This is a genomic window from Pedobacter sp. (assembly GCF_035317785.1).
In the GTDB taxonomy this organism is placed as follows: Bacteria; Bacteroidota; Bacteroidia; order Sphingobacteriales; family Sphingobacteriaceae; genus Pedobacter.
Genome location: NZ_DATHGC010000158.1, coordinates 1 through 13322, shown reverse-complemented (window position 1 = coordinate 13322; position 13322 = coordinate 1). Strand labels below are relative to the sequence as shown.

At 45.0% G+C, this 13322-nt stretch carries 11 protein-coding genes and 1 pseudogene; 9 read left to right on the top strand and 3 right to left on the bottom strand.

Annotated features, from left to right (window positions below):
* Positions 1–892, bottom strand: an 892-nt coding sequence (purD, locus tag VK541_RS09805) for a phosphoribosylamine--glycine ligase (protein WP_324369440.1), incomplete at its 3' end; no start/stop codon positions are given.
* 93 nt (positions 893–985) lie between these two features.
* Between purD and VK541_RS09800 the strand changes: the two genes are divergently transcribed.
* The 9 genes from VK541_RS09800 to VK541_RS09760 all read left to right on the top strand — a co-directional run bounded on the left by VK541_RS09800 (position 986) and on the right by VK541_RS09760 (position 11758).
* Positions 986–1288, top strand: coding sequence for a hypothetical protein (locus tag VK541_RS09800; protein ID WP_324369438.1), 303 nt, complete (start codon positions 986–988; stop codon positions 1286–1288).
* A gap of 206 nt (positions 1289–1494) precedes the next feature.
* Complete coding sequence (gene secA / locus VK541_RS09795; RefSeq protein WP_324369436.1) at positions 1495–4806, top strand: preprotein translocase subunit SecA; 3312 nt, start codon at positions 1495–1497, stop codon at positions 4804–4806.
* 69 nt (positions 4807–4875) lie between these two features.
* On the top strand, positions 4876–5316 hold the full coding sequence (locus VK541_RS09790; RefSeq protein ID WP_324369435.1) for an SPOR domain-containing protein: 441 nt from the start codon (positions 4876–4878) through the stop codon (positions 5314–5316).
* Positions 5306–6493, top strand: a complete 1188-nt coding sequence (locus tag VK541_RS09785) for a M20 family metallopeptidase (RefSeq protein WP_324369433.1) — start codon at positions 5306–5308, stop codon at positions 6491–6493. Before VK541_RS09790 ends, VK541_RS09785 begins: the two co-directional genes overlap by 11 nt.
* Positions 6493–7440: a hypothetical protein gene (locus tag VK541_RS09780; protein ID WP_324369431.1), complete on the top strand. Its 948-nt coding sequence runs from the start codon at positions 6493–6495 to the stop codon at positions 7438–7440. Before VK541_RS09785 ends, VK541_RS09780 begins: the two co-directional genes overlap by 1 nt.
* Before the next feature lie 217 nt (positions 7441–7657).
* Positions 7658–8323 carry an SGNH/GDSL hydrolase family protein gene (locus VK541_RS09775; protein ID WP_324369429.1) on the top strand — a complete coding sequence of 222 codons (666 nt, stop codon included), beginning with the start codon at positions 7658–7660 and terminating at the stop codon, positions 8321–8323.
* Between the two features lie 29 nt (positions 8324–8352).
* On the top strand, positions 8353–10314 hold the full coding sequence (dnaG, locus tag VK541_RS09770) for a DNA primase (protein WP_324369427.1): 1962 nt from the start codon (positions 8353–8355) through the stop codon (positions 10312–10314).
* Positions 10315–10677 carry a YraN family protein gene (locus VK541_RS09765; RefSeq protein ID WP_324369424.1) on the top strand — a complete coding sequence of 121 codons (363 nt, stop codon included), beginning with the start codon at positions 10315–10317 and terminating at the stop codon, positions 10675–10677.
* Positions 10658–11758: a glutaminyl-peptide cyclotransferase gene (locus VK541_RS09760; protein WP_324369423.1), complete on the top strand. Its 1101-nt coding sequence runs from the start codon at positions 10658–10660 to the stop codon at positions 11756–11758. Before VK541_RS09765 ends, VK541_RS09760 begins: the two co-directional genes overlap by 20 nt.
* A gap of 59 nt (positions 11759–11817) precedes the next feature.
* Here the strand turns inward: VK541_RS09760 and VK541_RS09755 are convergent, their stop codons facing one another.
* Both VK541_RS09755 and pgi read right to left on the bottom strand, forming a co-directional pair.
* Positions 11818–12357 carry a DUF4251 domain-containing protein gene (locus VK541_RS09755; protein ID WP_324369419.1) on the bottom strand — a complete coding sequence of 180 codons (540 nt, stop codon included), beginning with the start codon at positions 12355–12357 and terminating at the stop codon, positions 11818–11820.
* Positions 12358–12562: 205 nt separating this feature from the next.
* Positions 12563–13322 (bottom strand): annotated as a pseudogene (pgi, locus tag VK541_RS09750) (glucose-6-phosphate isomerase); the annotation flags it as partial.

Sequence of the window (13322 nt, the reverse complement as noted above, 5' to 3'; positions counted from 1 at the left end):
TTTCCGGATCGCCCATGCGGCAGTTGTATTCGATGATCATCGGCTTGTCGCCGACTTTAAACAAACCAAAAAAGATAAAGCCGGTATAATCTATATTGTCTTTTTTCAGGCCGGTGATGGTTGGGATAATGATGCTTTGCTCGACTTCCTTAAGAAATTTTTCGTCGGCAAACGGAACCGGAGAAACTGATCCCATTCCACCTGTATTTAGTCCGCTGTCTCCCTGGCCAATTTTCTTATAGTCCTTTGCTTCAGGAAGAATGACATAATTGTCACCATCGGTCAGTACAAAAACAGAAAGTTCAATTCCGGTAAGGTACTCCTCAATCACAACGAGAGCTCCTGCCTGTCCGAATTTTCCCCCCAGCATCAGTTTCAGCTCTTCTCGCGCATCAGCAACGGTTTCGCAGATTAAAACACCCTTGCCGGCGGCCAGACCGTCAGCCTTCAGTACAATGGGAAGGCTGTGGTTTTCAAGGTAAGCAAGCCCTTGCTCCAAATTTTCGTTAGTAAATGACTGTGAACCCGGGGTAGGAATGCCGTGACGGGCCATAAACTGCTTGGAGAAATCTTTGCTGCCTTCCAGGATAGCACCTTCTTTTTTAGGGCCGATCACCGGAATTTGTGATAACGCTTCGTCTTCGGCAAAGAAGTTATGGATTCCGTTTACCAGGGGTTCTTCGGGCCCTACCACAACCAGCTCTATATTTTCTTTAAGCACCAGTGCTTTTACTGCTTCAAAATCATTAGGGTTTAAGATGACGTTCTTTCCGTAAGCAGCCGTTCCGCCATTGCCGGGTGCAATGATCAGCTTGCTGCACAGCTCTGACTGACTGATCTTCCATGCAAAGGCGCTTTCTCTTCCTCCTGACCCTAATAGCAATATATTCATGAGTATATGTTATTTTAAATGTTTGGTATAAGGTGGCAAATATACCGCATAGATTTTGGTATGTAAAAGATTAAAATTAGATTTGCCCGCAACATGAGACATATTGTTACCTTATCCCTTGTATTTTTTAGTCTTACCCATCTGGCAAAAGCAGAGCGGGTTGAGGGGCTAAGGCTCATTACCGAAAAATACTGCAATAAGCAGCACAGTGGCACAGAACTGGTAAATGTCCGTTCAAGCCAGCCTGATGACCAGCACCATCCTTACTTTTTATCTTCGAGTGAGCTGACCTCAATCGGGGTCTTGCCTGTAATGCGCATTGCAAAATACAGGTCTTGCAACCAATCCATTACCAACCTTACCATAAGGGAGAAACCTAAGAACAACAGTCCTTAATCTAATGCTATCGTCATCCTGAATTTATTTCAGGATCTCGCACATGCCTCAATCTCTGCTATTCCGGGATCCTGAAATAAATTCAGGATGACGTGATGCAAAAACATTGAGCACATCAACAACTGACAATGTGGCTCAAATGCCTGTTGGCCTGGTTGTTGTAATTCATCGTATTTTAAAAATAATATAATAAACAAACGTAAAAGATGTTAGGATTTTTAACCAAGATATTTGGAAGCAAATCGGAGCGGGATATTAAACTGATACAGCCCGTAGTAGCCCAGATCAATGAAGAATATGCAAAGCTCACCGCATTAAGCAATGACGAGCTCCGTAATAAAACAGTACATTTTAAATCAGTTATCACTGAAGGGTTAGCTGAGATTGATGAAAAAATAAGTAGTTTGAAGGCTGAAGCTGAGGGTGCTCAACTCTCACTGGCAGAAAAAACCGCCTTGTATGATCAGATAGATGTACTCGCAAAAGACCGCGATAAAGAACTGGAAGTGATCTTAAAAGGCATTTTACCTTCCGCATTCGCAGTTGTAAAGGAGACTTCAAGACGTTTTACTGAAAATGAATTACTGGAAGTGACGGCCACGTCCTTTGATCGCGATTACGCTGCGCGTAAAAAGAATGTAACCATACAAGGCGACAAAGCACTGTGGGCCAACAAATGGGAAGCTGCCGGTACTGAAGTATTGTGGAATATGATCCACTATGATGTACAGCTGATCGGTGGTATGGTGCTGCATGACGGAAAGATCGCAGAGATGGCAACGGGTGAGGGTAAGACTTTAGTGAGTACGCTGCCGGCATACCTCAACGCACTGGCCGGACAGGGAGTTCACATCGTGACGGTGAATGATTACCTGGCACGACGTGACTCGGAATGGAATGGCCCTTTGTTTGAATTCCATGGGCTGAAAGTAGATTGCATCGACAAGCATGAGCCGAATTCCCAGGAACGCAGGGATGCCTACCTTGCCGATATTACTTACGGTACCAATAATGAATTTGGGTTTGATTACCTGCGTGATAACATGTCTCAGACCCCTGACCAGCTGGTACAGCGCAAACTGCACTTTGCGATGGTCGATGAGGTCGATTCGGTATTGATCGATGATGCGCGTACACCTCTGATCATATCAGGCCCGGTTCCTTTTGGCGACCAGCATGAGTTTCATGAGCTGAAACCACGCATTGAACGATTGGTAACAGCGCAGAGAGAGTATGTGAGCAAAGCTTTAAATGAAGCGAAAAAACTAATTAATGACGGCAAAGCCGGAACTGAAGAAGGAGAAGGCGGTCTGGCATTATTGCGGGCGCACCGCGGTCTGCCTAAAAACAAAGCACTGATCAAATTTCTGAGTGAGGGGGGCAATAAGCAAACCTTATTGAAAACAGAAAACCATTATATGGCGGACCAGTCGAAAAATATGCCTAAGGTAGATTCGGAACTGTTTTTCTATATTGATGAGAAAAATAACCAGGTAGAACTGACTGAAAAAGGTATTGAGCTGATCACCAAATCGGGAGAGGACAATAACTTCTTTGTACTGCCGGACGTGGGTACTGAGATTGCTGAGATCGAAAAGTCATCACTGGAAAGTGAAGAAAAGATCGCTCAGAAAGATGCGTTGATGCGTGATTATTCGATCAAGGCAGAGCGGATCCACTCCGTAAACCAGCTATTGAAAGCGTATACCTTGTTTGAGATCGATGTAGAATACATTATTGACGAAGGCAAGATCAAGATCGTGGATGAGCAGACAGGCCGGATCATGGATGGCCGCCGCTATTCTGACGGGCTGCACCAGGCCATTGAAGCAAAAGAAAATGTGAAAGTAGAGGATGCATCACAAACTTACGCTACAGTGACTTTGCAAAACTTTTTCCGGATGTATCACAAGCTTTGCGGTATGACGGGTACTGCAACTACTGAAGCCGGTGAGTTCTGGTCTATCTATAAACTCGATGTGGTGGAAATCCCTACCAACAGGGCCATTACAAGAAAAGATGAGCAGGATTATGTCTACCGGACCGTACGCGAAAAATACAATGCGGTAGCAGAAGAGATCGTGAAACTGACAGAAGCAGGCCGTCCGGTACTCGTAGGTACTACCTCGGTAGAGATCTCGGAGTTGCTGAGCCGAATGCTGAAACTGCGCGGCATCAAGCACAATGTACTGAATGCTAAGATGCACCAGAAAGAGGCGGATATTGTGGCCGAGGCAGGTCAGGCAGGCCAGGTGACCATTGCCACCAACATGGCCGGCCGTGGTACGGATATTAAATTAGGACCGGGCGTAAAAGACGCCGGAGGTCTGGCTATCGTAGGTACCGAACGCCACGAGTCCCGTCGTGTAGACAGGCAGCTGCGCGGTCGTGCCGGTCGTCAGGGTGACCCGGGTTCGTCTCAGTTTTTCGTGTCTCTTGAAGACAACCTGATGAGGTTATTTGGTTCTGAAAGAATCTCTAACATCATGGTAAGAATGGGTATTGAAGACGGAGAAGTAATCCAGCACTCGATGATCACCAAATCTATCGAGCGTGCACAGAAGAAAGTAGAGGAAAATAACTTTGGGATCCGTAAGCGCTTGCTGGAATATGATGATGTCATGAACTCCCAGCGTTCGGTGATCTACGCAAAACGCAGAAATGCCTTGTTTGGCGAGCGCCTGGATGTAGACATGAGCAATATGGTGTTTGACGTTGCTGAAGATATCGTATCGGAATACAAAGAAGCCGGTAATTATGAAGGATTTAAACTGGAGGTGATCAAGAACTTCTCCGCAGATACTTCAATTGATGAAAATGAATTCGCGTCAAAAGGAATTCATCCCCTGACAGATAAGTTATTTGAAGAAGTAACTTCATTTTACGCGAGGAAATCTGATGCGATCAAAGATCAGGCAATGCCGGTACTGAAACAGGTATTTGCAGAGCGCGGAGAACAGATCGAGCAGATCATTGTTCCGTTTACCGATGGCGTCCGTCACATACAGGTTCCTGTAGGTCTGAAAAAAGCAATAGACAATGGCGGCCGTGAGGTGACCAAGTCATTTGAGAAAACCATCGTACTTGCTTTGATCGATGAATCCTGGAAAGAGCACCTGCGTGAAATGGATGAGCTGAAACAGTCTGTTCAGAATGCCGTCTACGAGCAAAAGGACCCATTGATCATTTATAAAATGGAGGCATTTAACCTGTTCAAGAACATGCTGAATGCGGTGAACAAAGAAGTGGTCAGCTTCCTGTTTAAAGGAGGCATTCCGGTACAGACCGATCCTAATGATGTAAGAGAAGCGCAGGCCCCAAGGCCGGCACCAAGCAGATTGAAGCTATCTAAACCTGAGTTTTCACAACCTTCATCTACAGGGATGCCGGAAATGGAAGATACCCGTGAGCAGGTCCCTCAACAGCCCATCCGTAAGGAAGTAACGATCGGAAGAAACGAACCCTGCCCTTGCGGAAGTGGCAAGAAATACAAAAATTGCCATGGTGCAGGCTTGTAATTTGTAATAAACATATAGAATGCCGAGTTTTGTAAAAAGAATTCGGCATTCTTTTTTAAAGCCCGGTTCATGAGAATAGCTATTGCCTGTGTATTTTGTTTTTTTGCTGCTGGTGCGCTCGCGCAGTCCAGGGGAGTGGTCACCATAGTGAAAGACCCGATGATAGACAGCCTGATCGCTAAAAGGATCGTGCTGAACAACAGGCCTTCAGGAAGCGGAACTGTAAAACCAGGAGCTGTCGTTTCCCAGGTGGGCTACCGTGTACAGGTGTTTTATGGTTCTGACAGAAGAGAGGTTTTTAGCCAGCAAGCCAAATTCAAATCCTTATATCCAACTTTAAATACCTATATCACCTACAAGGAACCCAATTATTACCTGCGCGCAGGAGATTTTAGAACCCGGCTGGAGGCCCAGCGCCTGATGAGCGAGCTCAGGTCCGAATTCCCCACTCTTTTTATCTTCAGAGAGAAGATTAATGCACCTAATTTAGAATACGAAAATGATAAATAAAGATAAGATCCAGCACCTTTCAAGTGATATATTTGAACAGGTGGTCGGGTATCGCCAGCATATTCATGCCAATCCGGAACTTTCCTTTCACGAGTATGAAACCTCAGCTTTTATCAAGAAATTGTTAACGGACTGGGGGATTCCTTTTACGGAAATGGCAAATACAGGAGTAGTGGGACTGATTGAAGGAGGGCTTCCCTCGGACAAGATCATCGCACTGCGCGCGGACATGGACGCCCTGCCCATACTGGAGGCGAATGAAAAACCTTATGTCTCAAAGAATAAAGGTGTAATGCATGCCTGCGGGCATGATGTGCACAGTTCTTCCCTGCTGGGTACCGCATTTATACTGAACAGCCTGAAGGCTGAATTTGGTGGTACGGTCAAACTGATCTTTCAGCCCGCAGAAGAGTTGCTTCCCGGCGGAGCAAGCATCATGATTAAAGAAGGAGTGCTGGAAAACCCTAAGCCGCAGCACATCGTTGGTCAGCACGTCATGCCACTGATCGATGCCGGTAAAGTGGGCTTCAGATCTGGTATTTATATGGCTTCGACTGATGAACTTTATGTAACTGTACATGGCAAAGGCGGGCATGGTGCGCAGCCGCATCAGAACATCGATCCGGTACTGATCGCTTCCCATATCATCATCGCCCTGCAGCAAATTGTGAGCAGGAATGCCGATCCGCGTCTGCCTTCTGTACTCTCGTTTGGGAAAGTGATCGCAAATGGTGCGACCAACATTATTCCAAATGAAGTAAAATTAGAAGGTACCTTCAGGACACTCAACGAAGAGTGGCGCAAAGAGGCCAAACGGCTGATGAAAAAAATGGCAGAAGGAATAGCGGAAAGTATGGGCGGCAGCTGCGAATTCAGGATCATGGACGGTTATCCATACCTGGTCAATGAGGAGAAACTGACCGCCAGTGCGCGTGCTTTTGCGGAAGATTACCTGGGCAAAGAGAATGTAATAGATCTGGACATCTGGATGGCAGCTGAGGATTTTGCCTATTATTCGCAGGTTACTGACGCCTGTTTCTACAGGCTGGGTACGGGTAATAAAGAAAAAGACACCTGTTACTCCGTACATACACCAAGGTTTGATATTGATGAGGATGCACTAAAAGTATCTACCGGCTTAATGTCCTATATCGCCTTGAAGCAGTTGGGTAATTAATGAAAAGCGTACTTGTATTAGTGGTATTGACAGCGTTTTGTGCCAGGGGGTCTGCCCAGGAGATCAACAGGTTCAATCCCGACACCATTAAAACCATACAGCTGGATTCAGTGATCAATATCAAAGCGCAGAAATTTGGTGTAGAAACCTTCATTAATGCCATTATCAGCGACAATAGCTTTTACCAGGCTTTCAGGAACATGAAGAAGTACAGCTTCATCGCCGAGAATAATATCTACACGTATAATAAAAGGAATAAGGTAGACGGGCGCATTTACCGCAAGATCAGGCATACCAATGAAGGAGTAAAGAAAATGGAATATCTGGCCAAACGGGATACGGGGAATGTGTATAAGAAGAATGGCAAGTACCAGCTGTACACGCTGGAGATGTTCGACTACATTTTTATGAATGCTTACCAAACCGGATTTGTCGCTGAGGGGCCGATGATTGCGGGCAAGGCGGGAGACACCAATGAAAGCTATAAGGATAAATTAAAGACCCTGATCTTTGCGCCGGGCAGACCAATTAAGGGGCTGCCGTTTATTGGCAGCAAGACCCAGATCTTTACGGCCAATATGCGGCAGTACTATGACTACGCCTATCAAAGCGGCACCTACCTGGATTCCATCCCGGTTTACTGGTTTAAGGTGACGGTAAAGAAGGACCTGAGCAACGGCACTAAAAAAGGACTGATGATCAAGGAGCTGACGACCATTTTTGACAAGCGGAACTTTGAGATCCTGGGGCGTTACGTGGACATGAAGTATAGTAACCTGCTGTTTGATTTTGATGTGCAGATGAACATTGAGACCAGTTACTTTGGAGAGGAAAAACTGCCGACCAAGATCACCTATCAGGGCAATTGGGATTATCCGTTTAAGAAAGAGGAAAGGGCAAGTTTTTTAATTGTACACAAGGATTACCACCTTGGAAAAGGGAAGTAATTTTTTAACTTCGTATTTGCCTGCGCCGCTGTTCATATCCTCCGTCATTGCGAGGTACGAAGCAATCTTATATGGAGATTGCTTCGTACCTCGCAATGACGGGAGCAGAAAATTAACGTAATGACGACAACAGAAAAGCAACAGCTAAGATAGCAGGCAACGACGATGATAACATAAATTGAAACCAACTCTATCCTGATAACAAAAACGCACAAGTATGAAAACCTTTTTAAAACCTATTGCATTATTGTCCGCATCCGTCATGATATTGCTCCTGTCGGCCATGACCCTGAAGCCCAAAAAAATCATCTTTTTTGGAGATTCCATAACCCAGGCAGGTGTGAAACCCGGTGGTTACGTGGACCTGATCAAAAAAGCGCTTGATTCGTCCAAATATGAGGTGATAGGTGCCGGTATCGGAGGAAATAAAGTATATGATCTGTACCTGCGTATGGAAGATGATGTATTGAACAAAAAACCTGATGTCGTGGTGATCTATATCGGTGTAAACGACGTTTGGCATAAGCAATCCAGCAGAACAGGTACAGATTATGATAAATTCATCCGGTTCTATGAAGCGCTGATCAAAAAGATCCAGGCTAATGGAGCCAGGGTGGTTTTGTGCACCCCCGCTGTGATCGGTGAGAAGAAAAATAATGCCAATGAAATGGATGCTGACCTCGATAAATATTCAGGTGCCATCAGGGACATAGCAGCAAAAAACAACCTGCCGCTTTGCGACCTGAGAACTATATTTAAAACTTACGATGCAGAGCACAATGCAGAAGACAAAGAAAAAGGTATCCTGACTTCTGACGGGGTGCACCTGAACGCTAAAGGAAACCAGACACTGGCAGACAAATTACTTCCACTGGTTCAATAATTTTCACCAGATTTAAATGCACAAACGAATTGATTAACCAGGACACTATAGGCAAAATTATGGACACCGCCCGTATAGAGGAGGTGGTCGGCGATTTTGTGCCTTTAAAAAAGCGTGGGTCCAGTTTAATCGGTAATTGTCCTTTTCATAATGAAAAGACACCCTCCTTCCATGTTTCTGTCGCCAAGGGGATTTATAAATGCTTTGGCTGCGGCAAGGGTGGAGATTCCGTCCATTTCATTATGGACCATGAAAAATATTGCTATCCTGAAGCACTGAAATACCTGGCCAATAAGTACAATATTGAGGTGGAGGAGATTGCGCAGTCGCCCCAGAATATTGAAGCTCAGAACGCAAGAGAGAGCCTCTACATTGTTTCTGAATATGCAGCGAATTATTTTGCCAATGAGCTTTGGACGGGCGAAGAAGGACGTGCCATAGGCCTCAGCTATTTTAAGGAGCGCGGGTTCAGGGAAGATATTGTCAAAAAATTTCAGCTGGGCTATTCGCCCGATGTCTGGGACGCGCTGATCCAGAGTTCGGTTGCCGCGGGACATAAGGAAGACTACCTGGAAAGAACCGGACTGGCCATCAGGAATGATAAAGGCAAACTGTACGACAGGTTCAGGGGCAGGGTAATGTTCCCTATTCACAATTTTACGGGACGCATCATCGGTTTTGGCGGGCGTACCCTGAAAACGGACAAGAACGTTCCCAAATACGTAAATTCTCCGGAAAGCGAGATCTATCATAAATCTAACGTTCTTTATGGTCTTTTCCATGCCAAGAAGGCCATCAGGGACGCAGACAATTGCTACCTGGTAGAGGGTTATGCGGATGTACTTTCAGTACATCAGGCCGGAATAGAAAATGTAGTGGCCTCCTCAGGAACATCACTGACTACTGAACAGATCCGTCTGATTGGCAGGTTTACCCAAAATGTAACCATACTTTATGATGGGGATGCTGCGGGGATTAAAGCCTCCCTGCGCGGACTGGACATGATCCTTGAGGAAGGTCTCAACGTAAAAGTGGTGCTTTTTCCAGACGGGCATGATCCGGATTCCTATATGCATCATGTAGGCTCGGGAGAGTTTAAGAAGTACATTGAAAACACCCGTAAGGATTTTATACTATATAAGGCCAGCATTCTGCTTAAGGAGGCAGGTACAGATCCGATCAAAAGAGCTGGCATCATCAGGGATATTGTCGAAAGCATTGCCAAAATACCTGATGATATTAAAGCATCAGTTTTCATCCGGGAATGCAGCGGCTTGCTGCAGATAGAAGAAAGAACGCTTTTATCTGAGCTCAATAAGATCAGGGCAGCTAAGTTTAAGAAAAACAGCAGTAATCATAACAATAGCCAGCAATTTCAAAATCCTTATCAGGACGGCCCGCCGGATAACCTGTTTGAAAATCCGGATCCAGGGGCAGCACCCGCTCCTGAGGCTGCGCCGGACAATGACCAGATCCAGGAAAGGGAGATTGTCCGCCTGCTGCTGGCTTTCGGGCATGAGCTGGTAAACTGGGACAAGATCGATAACATGTACATCGGCTCATTCATCATGCAGAACCTGTCTGATGTGACCTTTGAAGATGCGCTGTGCAAACGGATCATAGATATTTACAGAGACGAGATCGAAAACGGACATTTGCCCGTGGCCAATCAATTTATAAAGAGTGAGGACAGGGAGATCCAGGACCTGGCCATAACGCTTTCCACTTCACCCTATACACTTAGTGATAACTGGTACAATAAGCACCAGATCTATGTCAGGGACGAGACGGTCAACCTGAAGGCAACCGTCCTTGGCGGCATATTTCATCTGAAAAAGCGTAAAGTGGACCGGATGCTGCTCAGCCTGCTGCAGGAGATCAAAACAGAAGAGGACAGCACCAACCAGGAAATCCTGATGCAGCGTTATTCATTCATCAAAGGTGTAGAAAAAGAGATCTCCAAATTTCTGGGTTCAGTTATATTAAAATAGATGGCAAGTCACAACGATCTGGGCAGGCGCGGCGAAGAAATAGCCAGGGATTACCTGGAAAACCTGGGTTACCGCATTTTAAAGATGAACTGGAAATACGGAAGGGCTGAAGTTGACGTTATTGCTAACCAGCAGGGGATCATCATCTTTGTTGAGGTGAAGACCCGTTCCTCTGTTGATTATGGGATGCCTGAGGATTTTGTCAGCAGGAAGAAGGAACAGCAGCTTGAATATGCTTCTTCCGCTTATATAGAGCAGACCAATCACCAGGGCGAGATCAGGTTTGACGTTATTGCAATTGTTTTTGAAAATAAAGACCTTTATAAAATTAATCATATAGAAGATGCATTCTGGCCAAGTTAAAAATACCAACACATTCTTTAAAATAATACCGGTGCTGGGCCTGTTGTCCGGCATGCTGTTCATGCTTTCCTGCAAGGATAAGCCTGTCGTCTCGGGCATCGATTTTAAGCTTCCGGAGCAGGGACAGACTTTCGGACTGGGCGAAGAGATCAAGGTCCAGCTTGACCTTCCTGAAGGGGAAAAACTGACTTCCGCAACTTATTTACTGGATGGCAAACCTGCCGGCAGCAGCAGTGACGCCAAACCGGTTGTTCTGAAAACTTCAGGGCTCTCTGTCGGCTATAAGATCATTACAGCGATTGTGGACCGGGATGGGGTGAAAGATACCTCTACCATAAGTGTATTGCTGAATTCGGGAGTAGAACCAGAGGAATATACCTATAAAATCGTAAAGACCTTTCCTCACGATACCACTTCCTATACACAAGGCTTAGAATACCATAACGGCAAATTTCTGGAAAGCACCGGGCAGGAAGGTACTTCAACTTTAAGGTGGGTAGACATTGCATCCGGCAAGGCCCTGCAAAGAATAGACCTGGATAAAAAGATCTTTGGTGAGGGGGCTGCTCTGGTTGGGGACAAAGTAGTGATGCTGACCTATAAACAAAATTCCGGCTTCATATATGATGCGAAGACATTTAAACAACTGGGGACTTTCTCTTATCAAACCGCCAGGGAAGGCTGGGGCCTGTGTTTCAACGGACAGCAGCTGATCATGTCTGACGGCACCAACCGTCTTTATTTTATGAATAAAGACACTTATAAAGATGAAAAGGTCATAGACGTATTTGACAATAAAGGAGCAGTAGATTCTATCAATGAGCTTGAGATGATCGGCGATAAGCTGTATGCAAACATCTATACCTATAACTATATTGTGGTCATAGATACTAAATCAGGTATAGTTGAAAAGAAAATCGATCTTTCCGGACTGCTTCCTGAGGGATATTTTAAAGACGAGATTTCCATATCCAATAATGTTTTGAACGGAATAGCTTATGATCAGACAGGAAAGCGTCTGTTTGTAACCGGTAAAAAATGGCCTAAGCTGTTTGAGATTGCACTGGTGCCAAAGAAATAAGGCATTCGACGGGAAATAAAAAAGGCCGGATCTTTTGATCCGGCCTTTTCGTTTAAAAACTATTTACTCAGTTCGTCTTTCTTGGGAGACTCAGCGATGTACCCGTAAAAGGTAATCGGCTGCCTGTTAGTACTATTTACACTCAATGTAGCGTAGCCGTTCAATGTTACATTAAGCGTCATGCTCTGTACATCTTTGGCGTCTTTCGGTTTAATGGTAATGAGGTAATTTCCTTTTTTCTTTTTCTCAGTTGTATAAGCGAAATCTTTTGATTTAAACTTGATGCCTGAGTCATTTGGATCTCTTGTAGCAGTGTAAGCTCTTCCATAATATGGCAGATCAGAGTCAATGCTGTCCTTATCTATCTTCAGCTGGTACCGTGAACCGCTCAGCTGGATCGCCGAACCCGATTGTCCTCCCGGCATTTTACTCAAAATCGCATTGATGTCAGCGCTCGCTAATGGATAAGCAGTAGTCGCGTTGAACACTAAATTTTTGGCCTCCACTAACTTGATAGTGGTTTCTTTATCAGTCTGGGCTGATGCCTGTACCGCTGTAAATAGTGCAGCGGCAATTAAAAAGCTTTTAAGATTGTTCATATTTACATGGATTTTCATTAGTATATATTTATTTTTAATTGCTATGAAGCTATCATGGGCTATATACATTGCTGTTTGTGAATGTTAGCCCATGATGGTTCATAAATGAATATACAAAATTATATTGGTAGTTTATTGTATTAGAACAAATTAGCCCCGGCAAGGTTTAATTTGCCGGGGCTATATTACATTTTGAAAACAAATGCTATCTCCAGGCTTTGTACTGATTGATCAGGCCATTGGTAGAGCCGTCATGAGAAGAAACATTTTTATCATCTCCAAGTTCAGGCAATATGCTTTTTGCGAGTTGCTTGCCCAATTCTACTCCCCACTGGTCAAAACTGAAAATGTTCCAGATGATGCCCTGTACGAAAATCTTATGCTCATAAAACGCGATCAGGCTTCCTAAACTAAAAGGCGTTACCTTTTTCAGTAAAATGGAATTCGTAGGTCTGTTGCCTTCAAAAACTTTAAATGGAGCCAGCTCCGCAACCTCTGCTTCAGACTTGCCATCCTTTTGAAGTTCAGCCACGACCTGTTCTTTGGTTTTGCCATTCATCAGTGCTTCCGTTTGGGCAAAGAAATTTGACAGCAAAATAGGGTGATGATCGCCTATCGGGTTCAGACTTTGTGCGGGGGCTATGAAATCACAAGGGATCAAACGCGTCCCCTGGTGAATCAGCTGATAAAAGGCATGCTGGCCATTTGTACCCGGCTCACCCCAGATGATCGGTCCTGTTTCATAAGTCACATCTTTTCCGTTGCGGTCCACATGCTTGCCGTTACTTTCCATATCCCCCTGCTGAAAATAAGCAGCAAAGCGGTGCATATACTGGTCATAAGGCAAAATGGCCTGCGTTTCGGCATCAAAGAAGTTGATATACCAAACCCCGATAAGCGCAAGTATTACCGGAACGTTTATTTCAAATTCGGCGGTTTCAAAATGCTGGTCTGCTGCATGTGCA

Bases quoted from the DNA above. Each gene is read 5' to 3' on its own strand.
- VK541_RS09800 (WP_324369438.1), top strand. From the start codon at position 986: ATGAGACATATTGTTACCTTATCCCTTGTATTTTTTAGTCTTACCCAT.
- secA (WP_324369436.1), top strand. From the start codon at position 1,495: ATGTTAGGATTTTTAACCAAGATATTTGGAAGCAAATCGGAGCGGGAT.
- VK541_RS09790 (WP_324369435.1), top strand. From the start codon at position 4,876: ATGAGAATAGCTATTGCCTGTGTATTTTGTTTTTTTGCTGCTGGTGCG.
- VK541_RS09785 (WP_324369433.1), top strand. From the start codon at position 5,306: ATGATAAATAAAGATAAGATCCAGCACCTTTCAAGTGATATATTTGAA.
- VK541_RS09780 (WP_324369431.1), top strand. From the start codon at position 6,493: ATGAAAAGCGTACTTGTATTAGTGGTATTGACAGCGTTTTGTGCCAGG.
- VK541_RS09775 (WP_324369429.1), top strand. From the start codon at position 7,658: ATGAAAACCTTTTTAAAACCTATTGCATTATTGTCCGCATCCGTCATG.
- VK541_RS09765 (WP_324369424.1), top strand. From the start codon at position 10,315: ATGGCAAGTCACAACGATCTGGGCAGGCGCGGCGAAGAAATAGCCAGG.
- VK541_RS09760 (WP_324369423.1), top strand. From the start codon at position 10,658: ATGCATTCTGGCCAAGTTAAAAATACCAACACATTCTTTAAAATAATA.
- VK541_RS09755 (WP_324369419.1), bottom strand. From the start codon at position 12,357: ATGAACAATCTTAAAAGCTTTTTAATTGCCGCTGCACTATTTACAGCG.